The following is a 15144-nucleotide window of genomic DNA, read 5'->3' as shown; positions in this document are numbered from 1 at the left end:
GTAAAATTTGACAAACATGTGTCAAATCAATATTGAATTAAAACAATAAATATATATCAAGGTGCTTCTTTGCCCTAAAAATAATTTTTTTGGAGTTGATAAACACCCATGAATTGATATTTATTCCAAATTTATTTTCAAAATAACAATGTCTGATAACTTATCTTCCGAAAACATTGTGCCATCTTTTTCATATTTAGCCCAAGGACTATTAGCAATATAGAAAAAATTACTGCCCACCATGACTCCTAAAGTGGGTTCATCGAAAGCAGGATGGTGATGGTCAAGTATTTGGGAATGGTTAAAAGTAAATTGGTTGTCTTCAAAATAATGGCGAACAACACGCATTGGGTTTACCCCATTTTGAATAGAAATCAAGCTATTATCATAAAAATACAATCCATCAATACCTTTGAAAATCACCTTTTTAGGCGGAGATATTGGGTGTATTTTTTGAGTTGTCAAGTTTATTTTGAAAATGCCATTCTGATAATCAGCAACAAAAAGGTAGGAGGCAGATTTATCTAACGTTATACCTTGTAAAGATACGAAATTAGGGTGAGTAAAATACTGTTCTAAGCTATCTGATTCGGGTTTTATGCAAAAAATGTACGGCTGTTTGCTATCTGTGGCATAAATAGTTCCATTTGGATCTAACTCTAAATCACCCAACCAATGTGGTCCTTCTTCCTTCAATACATACTTCTTCAATAACTTACCACTCTCCAAGTCATATTTGAAAATACCTGTTTGTCCATCTTCACTTTCTTCAAAATGAACCATTTGAGGAGCAGCAACCGTTGTAACCCAAAGCCACCGATGACTTGTATCTATTTTGATACCACTGACCGCCCAAATTCCATCCTGTGCTTCTTCAATAAAGTCGCTTACCTTACCCTCTTTGTCCACCCGCACAATTTTGCGAAGGTGAAAACTGCTCAAATAAAAATCACCTGTTTGAGCATCAAAAGCAATGGATTCTGGATGCAAAGTTTTTGCAGGGATAATCATAGCCGTATCGGAGTATATAATTGGAGTTTGAAGGCTATCAAGGCTTGCAAGCACTTCTTTGAAGCCATCTGAAGAACGAATATTGTCAAAATCGGCTTCTGTTCGGATTTGCTCTTTTGCGTCAATCAACAATAATTGTTGCAATGTTTGAACGGCTTCGGCTTCTTTTTGGTTAAGGGAATAAGCACACGCCAAATTGTAGAGAATAGTAGGGTGATTCTCTCGAAGTGAATCCATGTTCTGGCAGGACTTCAAAAAAGTTTCAAAATCTTTATCTTCATAAGCTTTCGTTGCGGCTTGATAGTACTCGTTTACAGTTGTTTGTGCATAGATTGCAGTGCTTTGAAGTACAAAAATCCAGCAAATGAATGTAAGGAAGAAAGTGTTTAGTTTTAAATTTGTACTTTGAGTTTGTATTTGTTCGATTTGTTTCATATTTATATTTTTTAATGATTTGAAAAAAGTGAAAAATGACCCTTCAAGAACTTCAACATCAAGGCCTCAAACTATTTGAAGTCATCACAGGCAGTCAGGCGTATGGCTTGGCATTGCCCACTTCTGATATTGACCTCAAAGGCGTTTTTGCGCTGCCACAGACCCAACTTTGGAGTTTGGACTATACACCACAGGTCAATGATGCCAAAAACGATATTGTGTTTTACGAATTGCAGCGATTCATAGATTTGCTCTACAAAAACAATCCCAACCTCTTGGAAATGTTGAATGTATCCTCTGACTGTGTGCGCTTTCGGCATTCTGTGATGGATTGGGTCAAGCCCGAACTATTTTTGTCCAAACTCTGCCACCAAACCTTTGCAGGATATGCGTTCAGTCAAATCAAAAAAGCACGGGGATTGAACAAAAAAATCGTCAATCCCATGTCGAAAGATAAAAAGACTCCGCTTGATTTTTCCTACATAACTATGGGGCAAGGCAGCATGAGTGTGGTCAAATGGCTGCAAAAAAAGGGTTGGAAACAAGAATATTGTGGATTGGTGAATGTGCCGCACTTCAAAGATGTGATGGCTCTGTACTACGACCTTGAAGCACATGAAACGAATGGAGATAATAATTTGAAATTCAAAGGTATCATTCAGAAATCAACCTCCAATGACATTTCTCTTAGCAGCATTCCAAAAGATATGAAGCCCGTCACCTATCTTCACTTCAATCACGATGGCTACAAAAAATACTGCAAAGATTACCGAGATTATTGGTCCTGGGTCGACAAACGCAACGATGTCCGCTACAAAAATACCATCTCACATGGCAAAAACTACGATGCCAAAAACATGATGCACACTTTCCGACTCCTCGACATGGCTGCCGAGATTGCTACCGAAAAACGTATAGTCGTCAAACGCCCAAACCGTGAGTTTCTGTTAAAAATTCGACGGGGTGAGTTTGAGTATCAAGAGTTGGTAGGAATGGCGGAGGAAAAGGCAAATCGGATTGAAGAACTATTTGCGAAGAGTGATTTGCAAGACGAACCTGATAAGGAAAAGGTGAATGAGATTTTGGTGAGGATGCGTAGGGAATTGTTATTTAAAAAATCATAAAATTACCTAGTAGTGGAAAAAGGTTTTGAATTTAAAATCGACTTCAAATACCCCATTGACCAAAAACGAGATGAAAAACTTTGGCGTGAATTCATACTTAACTTTGTGGAGGCGAGCAAACTCACTTTTGGTGGAGGTGGAGACCGTTTTGGAATCCGAGGATATTTAGATTATGAAGAATCGAATCACAGCCTTCAATCTTTAAAGAAAGTATTGATTTCCTTTTTTAGGAAATACAAGTTTGTAGGAGAAATTTGGATAGATGGCGTTTATATCTCCCCCATGTAGATAAAATGGCTTAACTTTATACTTCTCATTGCAGCAAATAAAACAACAAAAATGACAGGCATTATACCAGATAAATACATCAATCCTTTAACTGACTTTGGCTTCAAAAAGTTATTTGGCAGCGAACCCAATAAAGACTTATTGATAGATTTTTTAAACGTATTATTGCCTTCAAAGCATACGATAAAGAATCTTACCTATACTAAAAATGAACATCTTGGAGAAACACTCTTAGATAGAAAAGCTATTTTTGACATCTATTGTGAGAGCGTGACAGGCGAGAAATTTATTGTTGAAGTGCAAAAAGCAAAACAAACTCACTTCAAAGATAGAAGCATTTACTACGCTACTTTTCCTGTACAAGAACAAGCCAAAAGAGGAGATTGGGATTTTAAATTGGCAGCCGTTTATACGATAAGTATATTGGATTTCATTTTTGAAGACCACACAAAAGACAGTAATTTGATACATGTTGTAGAATTGAAGAATCAAGACGGAGAGGTATTTTATGACAAATTGAAGTTTATTTATATAGAGTTACCAAAATTTAAGAAGCAAGAAAATGAATTACTCAATCGGTTTGATAAGTGGCTCTTTGTTTTTCGGCACTTAGCGGAACTGCAAAAAAAGCCTGAATCCTTGCAAGATAGAATATTCAAAAAACTTTTTGAAGCTGCCGAAATTGCTAAATTTAGCCTTACAGACCGTGAAGCCTATCAAAATAGTTTGAAATATTATCGAGATTTGAAGAATGTTGTAGATACTTCAAAAGAAGAGGGACGGGAAGAAGGTATAGAGGTAGGTATAGAGGTAGGCATAAAAAAAGTAGCCATTAGTATGAAACAAGCAGGTATATCAAATAAAGTTATCGCAGAACATACAGGATTGACTATTGGAGATATTGAAGAATTGTAAAAATCCTTAACTTTAAGCTCACTTTAATTTGAACAAGTAAAGTTAGCTTACTTATGAAACAACTGATACTCCTTCTAACTGCTGCAATTTTTACCCTTGCAGTCACCTCCAACACTTTCGCCCAAATCACAGTGAAAGGCGATACTATTGAGGTTCAAACTTTTACCTTTGCAGATGAAGGGCCGCCAGCTTGGGGTAGTTACAGTGGTACTTTCGATTTTCCTCCTGCGGGGGAATCCTACCGCAAGGTATTGATGTACCAAACCCTCAAATGTGACCCAAGTACCAAACAGGATAACTTCAACTGTGGAGAATGGGACTACTTGACCTATACCTATTTGACGGACTCAACAGGCATCATGGATTCGACCAAACGTACTCACCCCAATTTTTGGGTCAATGGCAGTCCAAAAGATAAATTTGCCTATACTAGTTCGCCCACTTTCACCACTTACCAAGAAGAACAAAAAAGGGTGAATTATATAGACACAACTGATTATCAACTATCAGTTGTGGGAGAAGGAACAACTGCAATTGGTTTTCCGCTTCAAACAAGTCAGCAAAAAGGAAAATCACAATTTCTTTGGCGACAAGATGAACTCCTTGCAACAGGATTGGTGGCAGGAAATGTTCATGGTTTAAAACTGCAATTGGGAGAAATGAACATGCCACAAACGGTTCATTATTTGACCATTCGCATCAAAAACACAACGCTCAATGAATTGGACACCGACCGATACGAAAAAGACAACTTTGCGAACGTTTACCGCCTCAATACCGCATTGGAGGCAGACGAAAATGGCTGGGTAAGTTTTCACTTTAGCACACCTTTTTTCTGGACGGGTGTGACTGGTATTGCAGCAGAATTTAGCTGGGATGAAATGCCTGAAGGAAGCACTGATTATACGGTTTTATCGGAAGATGAAGGTTGGAAAACAAGTGTTTATACGACGGCAAATGAAGAGGCATATTTTGACTTTGATGGCAATGGTGATTATTTGGACTTGGGCAATGAGGTACAAATTGAAGGAAATGCACCTCGTACGATTGAAGCATGGGCTTATGCCGAAAGTTTCAACAATGCAGGTATTTTTCAAGCGGGAACAACGGGAACTGCTGGCAAAGATTTCTCATTGCGAACGACAACTACTGACAATAACTGGCGTGTGCAACAATGGGGCACAGGCTTTGATTTTGATGTGACACTACCGAATAGCAAAAATGCTTGGCACCACTACTGCCTCACTTATGATGGTGCGGTCACACGATTGTATTATGATGGTGAGTTGGTGGCGCAGAATACGGCCACTTTGAATACAGGTGATGCCTCTTTGCTTATGGGGCGTTGGAATGGAAGTTCTTACGATGGGAAAATCGATGAAGTACGGGTCTGGGATGTGGCTTTGCAGCAAGCAGACATCAAAGCATGGATGGAAAAACAAGATCTTTCGGGGCATCCAAACATTAACAATTTGCAGGCGCAGTATTCCTTCAATGGTAGCAATGGCGTGTTTGTCAAAGATGGAACGGGCAAACAAGCCGATGGTGTGGTAAGAGGCGATGCAAGTCGCCAAAAGATAGCTGCAACTGATTTGTTCCGAAACATTGAAGTGAGCCAACAACGCCCGAACGTTGCATTTGAGCAAGGAACGTTTACCACCAACATTGAAGTGAACATTGCAGAAAGAATGGAAGAAAATATGCCTGTTCTATTGACTTTATTTGACAATCTGCATGGTCAAATCATTGCAGACGATGCACAGAATCACCCTACGATTCCGACAGATGAATTGATCGTTTGGGAATCAGATATTTACAACTACACCTTCAATGAAAATGGTGAGGCAATAGATTCGACTTATAGCACACCCGAAAAAACCTTGATTCGCCAAGACAAAGATTATTATAGCAACATTGTGCGCTACGAATTGGGACGTTTTATCACGCCTTATGGAATCAATCTTGACCTTGGACCAGAAGGTTTTACATGGGTTTTTGATGTGACTGATTACGCACCTTTGTTACACGACAAGGTGTATTTGCAGTCTGGCAATGCTCAGGAATTGTTGGATTTGAAGTTTGTGATGATCAAAGGAACGCCGCCGAGAGATGTTATCAGCGTCAGCAACGTTTGGGCGGGCAGTTTCCAATACACTGCTTTTTTGGATGATACAAGAGGAGAGCCTCGACAAATCAATATTCCTTCGGAAGGCAAGTATTTTCGAGTGAAAACCCGCACAACGGGGCATGGTTTTGGTACAAACAATGAAAACTGCGCCGAATTTTGCCGCAAAGAACACCGATTGAACATCAATGGAGAACGCAAATTTGCATGGGATTTGTGGGAAGAATGTTCCAATAACCCTGTCTTTCCTCAGGGTGGAACGTGGATTTATGATCGGGCTGGATGGTGTCCTGGTATGGATGTTCGGACCTACGACCACGAACTTACGCCTTATGTAACGCCTGGCGATAAGGTGGTTTTTGATTACGAAATTGAAGAACCTGTTTTGGCTCCAAATGGCAACTGGGTGATGGAAACGCAGTTGGTGACTTACGGTGAGGCCAATTTTCAGTTAGATGCTGCTATTTCGGACATCATTGCACCGAATGACAAAGATGTTTACAGCCGCCTTAATCCGATTTGTGACAATCCTATTATTGAAATCCAAAACACTGGTGCGACAACACTGCAATCGGTCTTGATTACCTACGGTATTTATGGTCCAGGAGGAATTGAATTGTTGCCTTGTTATTACCGTTGGTCGGGTAATTTGAAGTTTATGGAAAAGGAAATCGTGGAGTTGCCGCTCTTCAATTGGATTGGTTTTGAGAAAGACAACCCTCGTTTTTGGGTGCGTTTGAGTCAGCCCAATATAGGGAATGATGAATATGCTGCCAACGACTACATGGAAACCCATTTCACTACACCTGTTTTGTATGATGATGGTAATTTGGCTCTGAATTTTCGCACCAATAATTTTGGAGGAGAAAATTACTACGAATTGATGAATGACAAAGGGGAGATTTTATATTCTCGCTACAACCTGTCGAGCAATACGACTTATACCGACTTGTTTGAGTTGGATAGAGGTTGTTATGTTTTGCGGTTTGAAGATACAGATGATGATGGTTTGAACTTTTTTGCGAACAACGATGGTAATGGTTTTGTGCGGCTTAGAGATAAAAACAACAATCTTTTGGTGGAGTTTGAGCGGGATTATGGGGATGGCATTACCTATCATTTTACGGTCGACTACGATATGTCGGCTGATTTCTTAGGTGTGGTTTGTGATGACATTACGGACATTGACGAAGTGGATGTAACCAACCTGAGAGCCATCAATATCTATCCAAATCCTACTCGTGATAAGGTGAGCATTGACCTTGATTTGAAGCAAGCAGAAGAGGTGAACCTAACGATTTACAATGCACTTGGACAAGCAGTTTTGACTATAGATTATGACCATTTGCAGAAGGAGGCATTGCAGGTAGATATGCCAAAAGCGGCGGGGGTCTATCATGTAGTAGTGAAAACTAAAACTGAGTTGTTTTCAAGAGAGGTAGTGGTTTTGGAGTAGGTGAAGTACGGTGAAACAAAAATGATTCATTTACTATAAATGAAATATGGGCTATGCCCTTTATGTTGTTAATAAAACTTTCGATAGAGTGTCGCTGCAAATTTGAAAATTAAAAACGCATTTGTGGTACTACTCTATCGGAAGTTTTTTTTTAATTGGCTAAAAATGAATGTGTTTTGAACTTGAACTTGTTACTTGAACTTGTTACTTGAACTTGAACTTGTTACTTGAACTTGAATTTCTTACGCCCAAACCTTCGTTCCTTCCGAACAATTGGCGCAGATGTCAATCTCCTTGCGTGACTTCAGCAGCGCACGCCTGAACCTATTGTAGGGTTCACCTTGCCAAACCTCTTTGAACGTCTCAAACTTCAAATCACCGAGTTGATGACTCGCATCTTTGTCAAAACAGCAAGGAACGATTTTGCCATCCCAAGTGATGACGCAAGAATGCCATAGTTTCCAACAGTGGTTCATTAGTTTATTTTTGATGGTGTAAGTACCGTCCGATTGTTTGGCATAGCGAGCATATTTGTCAATTGTAGGAATCAATGGGTTGCCATTTTCGTATTCATAGACCTGTGCCGTTTTGAAGACCACCTGATCCACGCCCATTTCTTTTCCCAATTGCAGCACATCGTCAATTTGGTGTTCGTTGGGTTTGACGACCAAAAATTGAAAAATGATGTGCGGTGTTTTCGACTTCAATTCCTTTTTCCACGCCACTAGGTTTTTTGTTCCCTCCAATACTTTGGTCAATTTTCCGCCCACTCTATACGACTGATAGGTTTCTTGTGTAGTGCCATCAATCGAAATAATGATTCGATCCAATCCTGCTTCAATTGTTCTTTTAGCGTTTGCATCGTTTAGAAAATGGGCGTTGGTTGAAGTTACCGTATAAATTCCTCTATCTGATGCATATTTGACCATTTCCAAAAAATCGGGATTGAGGTAGGGTTCGCCCTGAAAATAGAAATAGAGATACACAAGGTGGTCTGATAATTCTGCAATGCTGTCCCTAAAAAAATCTTTTTGCAACATACCTGTTGGTCTGGTGAAGGAACGCAGACCGCTCGGACATTCGGGGCAGCGCAAATTGCAGGAGGTAGTTGGCTCGAACGAAACGGTGAAAGGCAATCCCCATTGATGGGCTTCTTGTTTCCATTTGGAGTAGTAAAAAGAAGATAAAATTTTTATTCCATTCCAAATACGCTTTGCAGTGAGTTTGGATAGAAAATTAATAGTATCAGAAAAATGAAAATTTGACATTTATTTTTTCGCTTTATATTGTATAATTTAATTATTTCATACATTATGTGTAAAAAAAACTCTCTATGACAATGACCTACTTTAATTGCAGATTGGTCATGACAGTGTAAAAAAAAACATAACAACAATTAACTAATCAAGCTTTTATGATGGATTAGTGAAAATAACTGTTATTTTCGTGCTTCAAATAAAAACTCAACCAAAAGTTAAGAGTTTTCGCAGTAAGCCCTCATAAGAAGCACCCACAATCAAATAAGCTTAGTTTTTTGCCTAATCACTAAGATGCATGGCACTTTTGACATTTTAGATTAAAGACCCTAAACCAGCCAAAGGAAAACCACGAAATAATTATTTTTTTATAACTATAAATCATATACAGTATGTGTAAAACAAGCCCATTTTTTTACTCATTATGTTTTGTGATTTTGTTGGGTTCGCTTCAATTGTCTCAGGCTAATAACAATGTTAATGGCGAACAACAAAACCAAAACAGTACAGAACAATCGCAATTAAATATGGTAGAAAGCCCACAAAAAGCTTCTACCTCTGACTTGGAACTGCAAATGGTCGATAGACCTGTGCAAGCTCCAAATAGTAGTTCACGTATCGAGCGAGAAGGTACACTGGTCGACATTGCGGATTTAGGTGGTGGCAAACAAGCTACACCTGCAAGCACCGACAATACTCCAACGCCTAAAGGTAAGGAATAAGCTACAATATCCATTTTATCAGGTTTTGAATACACACGCACTATATAAATAACAAAAGCCCTACATCTTTGCTCGATGTAGGGCTTTTGGTTTTTTACAAAATAGTATTTTACAACAGTTCGCAGTGTTTTTCTAATGAATTGATAATCAAGCTATTAAGATGTAAATTGAATTTTTGCAACTATCTGACAATCAAGCCTTTGCGTCTCTTTGTCTCTACGTTTAGTAAAAACTACCCGAACCATTGACTGATTACAAAACGACCCAACTGCTGCCTTCCTTGCTATCTTTCACCAATACGCCTATTTCCTTCAATTCATCCCGAATCTTATCAGAGGTAGCCCAATCTTTGTTTTCCCTTGCTTCCTTGCGGATGTTCAAGAGCAAATCCATCAAGCCGTCCATCAAACCATCATCCGTAGTCGAAGTTTCGTCTTGAAGACCCAAAATGTCGGTTACAAAAGCATTGAAGGTTGTTTTCAAGTAGTTGAAGGTTTCTTCATTGATGGCAGACAAAGGCAATTGTTTGTTGGAAAAGGCATTGATTTTGTTGGCCAATTCAAATAAATCTGCCAATGCCATTGCTGTATTGAAGTCGTCGTTGATGTGTGTGTAGCAGTTGTCACAAGCCTCCTTGATTTGATTGTCCAAGTCTGCATCTATTGTGCCTCCATCGGTATATTCCAATTTTGACAGCAAGTTTTGTGCATTCATCAAGCGTTTGTAGCCTTTTTCGGCAGCTTTGAGGGCCTCATTGGAGAAGTCGACGGTGCTGCGGTAGTGGGCTTGCAGGAAGAAAAAACGAACAGTCATTGGAGAATATCCCTGCTCAAGACTCGGATGATTTCCCGAAAAAAGTTCGTGTGGCAAGAAGGAATTACCAAGTGATTTACTCATTTTTTTGCCTTCAACGGTAAGCATATTGGTATGAATCCAATATTTGACGGGCGCACAGCCAATACCTGCCACAGATTGGGCAATTTCACACTCATGGTGTGGAAACTGCAAATCCATTCCGCCGCCATGTATGTCAAAAGTTTCTCCGAGGTACTTGGTACTCATGACCGTACATTCCAAATGCCAGCCTGGAAAACCTACTCCCCACGGTGAATTCCAACGCATGATGTGTTCGGGATTGGCTTTTTTCCAGATAGAAAAATCGACGGGATTGCGTTTTTCTTGTTGCCCCGAAAGTTCACGGCTGTTGTTTTGAAGGTCATCCAATACCTTGCCCGATAATTCGCCATAAGGGTATTTTTCGGCATATTTCATGACATCAAAATAAACCGAGCCTTCTGATTCGTAGCCATATCCAGCGTCAATGATTTTTTGAACCAACTCGATTTGCTCCACAATATGCCCCGTTGCAGTGGGTTCAATGCTGGGTTCAAGGTTGTTGATTTGACGCATTACGTGGTGAAAACCATTGGTATAGTTCTGCACAATTTCCATGGGTTCGAGCTGCTCCAATCTTGCTTTTTTGGAGATTTTGTCTTCTCCTTCGCCCGCTACTTCGTCTTCGAGGTGTCCTACATCCGTAATGTTGCGGACATAACGAACCTTGTAGCCCAAATGCGTAAGGTAGCGATAGACCACATCAAAAAACATGAATGTTCGACAGTTTCCCAAATGTGCATCGCTGTAAACGGTTGGTCCACACACATACATACCTACGTGCGGAGGATTTTCGGCTACAAAAACCTCTTTTTGTCTTGTTAAACTATTGTATATTTTCAGATCGCTTTTCATGCTGCAAATATAATTGGAATGAATGAAAATCTCACTATCAATTTTCAATTATCAACTTCCCACTGCTCACTTCCTTCCCTTCAATGCTTACTTTGTGCAAATACAATCCACTTTCCCAACCTTCAATATTCAAATTCATTTCCGAATCGCCACTATCTAATATCCAATATCCAATTTCTCGTCCCTGATAATCATACACCTTCAATACGCCATCTTTGGGAATTTGATACTGAATTGTAGCCTGACCCCGAACAGGATTGGGACTAATCTGCAAAAAAACTCTGTGTCTCTGTGTCTCTGTGTTCTCAATATCCACCACTGTTTCTACACACCCCAATTCCTCACAGAAATTACCTTCTTCGTCTATCGTCACCAACCAACCATACTGAGGAACAGGAGAAAATTTGTAGCCCGTCAATACATAGCCTCCTTCAATTTTATCTATATCCCTTACATAGTTAATTGCAAATAAGTCAGAAGTAATATGTTTCGTCCAAAGTAGATTCCCATTCACATCAAAGTTCATTATCAAAGGATAGGTGTAATTATTAAGAGTATAAGCCACTCCAATCCACCTGTGGCAGGTTATTTCTGTAATTAATAGCTGTCAGAGTGTTAGATGCATTCCATACATGAAAAGGAAAGGAGCTATTAGTTGGAATATTGTGCCAAGAACCTCACACTTCATTGCCACGCTTCACTCCTTATAAACCTTGATATAAAAAACAAAATTAGATAGGATTTTGACTTGTTCGGTCAGCGACATTCCCTGTAAGAGGTTTTGAGTAGGAAGGTCGATATGTTCGGGGAGGAGTTCGATTAGGTTGAGCGTGCTTCTTGATTTGACGGCATAACCCGCATTTTCGGCGTTGGCGTGTTTGGCTTTGATGACACCGATCAACTGTCCCGTTTTGTCAAACAAGGGGCCTCCGCTATTTCCAGGTTGCACAGGCACAGATATTTGATAAGTATTGGCATCACCTTGATAGCCTGTTCTCGAACTGATTAAACCATCTGTTAATTTGATTTCTGAACCCATTGTAGCAGTCAGTGGGTAGCCGAGTGTGAATACTTCTTCTCCTACATCAACGAGTGCTGGCTGAAAAGCGTAGGGTAGATTGGGCAGGGAGCTAAAGTTGAGGTCGTCAATCTTCAATATGGCAATATCGGTTGTGGGATCTTCGCCAACGATTCGGGCATTGTAGGTAGTGGGAATGCGTTCTGGGTGAAGTTCTACTTCTATTCTTTTGGCATTTTTGATGACATGGTAGTTGGTAATAATGTATCCTTCTTTCGAAATTGCAATGCCACTGCCTGCTGCATCAATAGGTGCAGAGGGATTCTGAGCAGCCAATATTTCTTTGACAGTCCGTTTAACATACAGACTTCGCACATCACTGTCATTGAAGTTGATGGCAAAGGATGTTTCGGTTTCGAAGGTAATAAAGGCAGGCATTATTTTTTTGTCAAAGCTAGACCAGTTTACTTGTCTGTATAAAAATTTGTCTTTACTTGGAAAAATTTCGCCCATGTATTCCCCCTCAATCCAATCTGCAGCGTTGGTAGCACCCTCTAAATAGATGACATCGTAGGTTTTACGGTTGTTTTTTAGAATAGCAATTTTATATTTTTCGGGAACAGGTTTGAGCGGGTTGAAAACTTCCTCATAAATTCCTTCTAAAAATTCAGGCGTTTTATTGACTAAGTTTTGCATGACTACATGCTCAGAAGCGAGCATCTTGTTGGTAGGGAGTTTTAAGCGATTGTGTGGTTGATAGATGAGTTCATGGCGGTAAATTTTTTGTAAGATTGCCCCCATGTTTATCAATTCATTTTCGTCTTTGTAGATGATTCCCATGTAGGGAACTGTTATTTTATCGTTTAAGCAAGAACGAAAAATGAAATTAATATCAGTGTAATATTCATCTGTTTCGGTCATCGAAATTTGCATCCAAGCAATATCACAAATAGAATTTACATTTCGAAGCAATTTCTCTTTCTCATCAGATCTAAATGCTACGTCTTTGATACCCAGTTGTTTGAAGTAAATACTGAAATGCTCAATAACATTGTCTCCGTTTCTATCTACTTGAGTTTGTTTTTCGGGGCTTACTTCAATAATAACATATTGAACACCAGTCAGTAATTTGTGTAAGTCAATTTGTAAAGGAGCATCCATGTTGATAGCAGATGCAGTCATGTGGGTGAACCATAAAAATAAAAAGGATAAATATTTCATGGAGTAGGCTTCATTTGTGATAAAACAGAGTCGAATATATGAATTAATCCATACATTCGACTCTATTTTGCTAGTAAAGTTTAAGTAAAAAGTCCAATATCCGTGCCAATCCTTATTGGAATTAAGACAGAGGTTTACTTATAAGCCGCTACACGAAAGGCAAAAGGCTTTAATTTCTTAACTTGTTCGGTAAGTGGAAGGTGAGAAATTTTATCTTGATTTGGAATGGGAACAGATAGATGGTGTAAAATTCCGACCAAGACCTGACTTCTGATGGCATAACTCATGTTGTCAGATTCCGAAAAACGAGAATAAACAATGCCCTCCAAATTGCCGGATAAACTAAACAATGGGCCGCCGCTATTGCCTGGTAATAGTTTGATATTGGTACCATACGCTTTTGCATCATCTCCATAACCATAGGGGGAATTGATAAGCCCTTTTTCCAATTTTACTTCTTTGCCCAATTGTTCACACAATGGATAGCCCAATGTGTAAACATCTTCCCCTTGTTCTGCCATATCTGTGGAAATGGAATAAGGGATTTCATCAAAGCCTGAGAAATGATGATCATTAATCTTCAATACGGCGATATCATTCATAGCATCCGTATAAATCAGTTGAGCATCGTAGGTTACGGAGTCTCCCCATTGATATTGTGTTACTTCAAAGTTTTTTGCACCATTTACAACATGCTCATTTGTCACAATATAGCCATCCTTTGAAATAGCCACGCTGCTGCCATACGAAATTGAATTGGGTTCGTCTATCATATTTTTTTGAAGAGAATTGTTGTTACTGCGATGATCATCAATACTATTTTTGGTTGGTTCAGAATTTTCATTAATGGTTTTTGGAAGATGTATATTGTTGCCTTTTTGAGAAATCTCTTTTTCGTACCGAACAAGTATGTCTGGGTGATCACTGAAACTTAAAAGAAGTTTGTTTCTATTGATTCCTGAAAAAGCAAGATTCGCACATGTACTTAGTATTCTATTGGGTAGAAACCACCTCAACTTTGCATAATAATATTGGCTTTGCAACTCCGAATTTTTTGGAATGAATCCCATTTCATCTCCTTGCTGCCAGTCCATAAAGTAACTAGCTCCATGAAGAAAGATGACCAAGTAATCGTCGGTTTGATTTTTTATGATGGCTATTCTATGGTGTTGTCGGTCGTTTTGACTTATACATCTATACTTCCCTTCAATGGCATCCATTTTTTTATTGGATAACATAAAGTTGATGGTTTGTTCTGAATAGCGTACAGGGTTGTTCAAATTTGGAGGCAATTCTGAAAGAGTATAGGCACTTGATTTTGCAGAAATAAGTATTATAGTAATGAATATGTATTTTGTTAATAAATTATTCATGATTGGGCTTTTTAGGGAATAAAATTAATAACTATAAAAAAGGGTTTTAAAAAATCTTATTCAAAAATCAGTTAATCACATACTTTATATAGGGCAAACGCACCAAAAAAACAGGTGCTAATTTTTAGCGCAAAACAAAGTTTATATAAAACTTATGTTTTTATTTTTAACTTTAAATATTATTCACTTATAAACCACTTTTTTATGCAAAGTGGTTTGGTGCGTTTGCCCTATACTTTATAAAAAAACATAGGAATTTAATATTGAAGAATTAGGGTATTTAAACTTCAATTAAGTGTGATATGTGTGATATTTGATAAAGAGATAAACTTGATGGAGTAATTAGAAAGGTTTTTTCATATCTACTTTTTTAGAGTTAATAAATTGAAATTATTTGTGTGTTGTGTGTATAAAAGAGTTGTGTTAAAACTTACTGCTAATATACGAAAGA

The 15144-nt window shown here is 38.7% G+C and carries 11 protein-coding genes; 5 read left to right on the top strand and 6 right to left on the bottom strand.

Annotated elements, in window-relative coordinates; all coding sequences use genetic code 11:
• Positions 1 to 120: 120 nt before the first annotated feature.
• Entirely contained in the window at positions 121 to 1446 is a 1326-nt protein-coding gene (locus tag R3E32_09140; GenBank protein MEZ4884876.1) for a hypothetical protein, read from the bottom strand.
• A gap of 35 nt (positions 1447 to 1481) precedes the next feature.
• Here R3E32_09140 and R3E32_09135 point away from each other — a divergent pair, with 35 nt between their 5' ends.
• Genes R3E32_09135 through R3E32_09120 form a run of 4 tightly spaced genes read left to right on the top strand, consistent with a single transcriptional unit; the run spans position 1482 to position 7354 of the window.
• Complete coding sequence (locus tag R3E32_09135; GenBank protein ID MEZ4884875.1) at positions 1482 to 2570, top strand: nucleotidyltransferase domain-containing protein; 1089 nt, start codon at positions 1482 to 1484, stop codon at positions 2568 to 2570.
• A 12-nt stretch (positions 2571 to 2582) separates the two neighbouring features.
• Positions 2583 to 2858, top strand: a complete 276-nt coding sequence (locus tag R3E32_09130; protein ID MEZ4884874.1) for a 50S ribosome-binding protein YggL — start codon at positions 2583 to 2585, stop codon at positions 2856 to 2858.
• A gap of 51 nt (positions 2859 to 2909) precedes the next feature.
• Entirely contained in the window at positions 2910 to 3773 is an 864-nt protein-coding gene (locus R3E32_09125) for an Rpn family recombination-promoting nuclease/putative transposase (GenBank protein MEZ4884873.1), read from the top strand.
• A gap of 53 nt (positions 3774 to 3826) precedes the next feature.
• Positions 3827 to 7354, top strand: a complete 3528-nt coding sequence (locus tag R3E32_09120; protein ID MEZ4884872.1) for a LamG-like jellyroll fold domain-containing protein — start codon at positions 3827 to 3829, stop codon at positions 7352 to 7354.
• 242 nt (positions 7355 to 7596) lie between these two features.
• Here R3E32_09120 and R3E32_09115 read toward each other — a convergent pair whose 3' ends face one another.
• Positions 7597 to 8622, bottom strand: coding sequence for an SPASM domain-containing protein (locus R3E32_09115; GenBank protein ID MEZ4884871.1), 1026 nt, complete (start codon positions 8620 to 8622; stop codon positions 7597 to 7599).
• A gap of 380 nt (positions 8623 to 9002) precedes the next feature.
• On the opposite strand from R3E32_09115, the gene R3E32_09110 reads away from it, so the two are divergent.
• Positions 9003 to 9332 (top strand): hypothetical protein, encoded by a 330-nt coding sequence (locus tag R3E32_09110; protein ID MEZ4884870.1) that lies wholly within the window; start codon positions 9003 to 9005, stop codon positions 9330 to 9332.
• 252 nt (positions 9333 to 9584) lie between these two features.
• On the opposite strand, the gene cysS is transcribed toward R3E32_09110, so the two are convergent.
• The 4 genes from cysS to R3E32_09090 form a co-directional block, all read right to left on the bottom strand.
• Entirely contained in the window at positions 9585 to 11081 is a 1497-nt protein-coding gene (gene cysS, locus R3E32_09105) for a cysteine--tRNA ligase (GenBank protein ID MEZ4884869.1), read from the bottom strand.
• A 37-nt stretch (positions 11082 to 11118) separates the two neighbouring features.
• Complete coding sequence (locus tag R3E32_09100; protein ID MEZ4884868.1) at positions 11119 to 11646, bottom strand: T9SS type A sorting domain-containing protein; 528 nt, start codon at positions 11644 to 11646, stop codon at positions 11119 to 11121.
• Positions 11647 to 11778: 132 nt separating this feature from the next.
• Positions 11779 to 13320: a trypsin-like peptidase domain-containing protein gene (locus R3E32_09095; GenBank protein ID MEZ4884867.1), complete on the bottom strand. Its 1542-nt coding sequence runs from the start codon at positions 13318 to 13320 to the stop codon at positions 11779 to 11781.
• Between the two features lie 134 nt (positions 13321 to 13454).
• Positions 13455 to 14693, bottom strand: a complete 1239-nt coding sequence (locus R3E32_09090) for a serine protease (GenBank protein ID MEZ4884866.1) — start codon at positions 14691 to 14693, stop codon at positions 13455 to 13457.
• Positions 14694 to 15144: the final 451 nt, after the last annotated feature.

The sequence above is a fragment of the Chitinophagales bacterium genome (assembly GCA_041392475.1).
Taxonomy (GTDB): domain Bacteria; phylum Bacteroidota; class Bacteroidia; order Chitinophagales; family UBA2359; genus JAUHXA01.
This window is presented reverse-complemented; position numbering and strand designations above follow the sequence as displayed.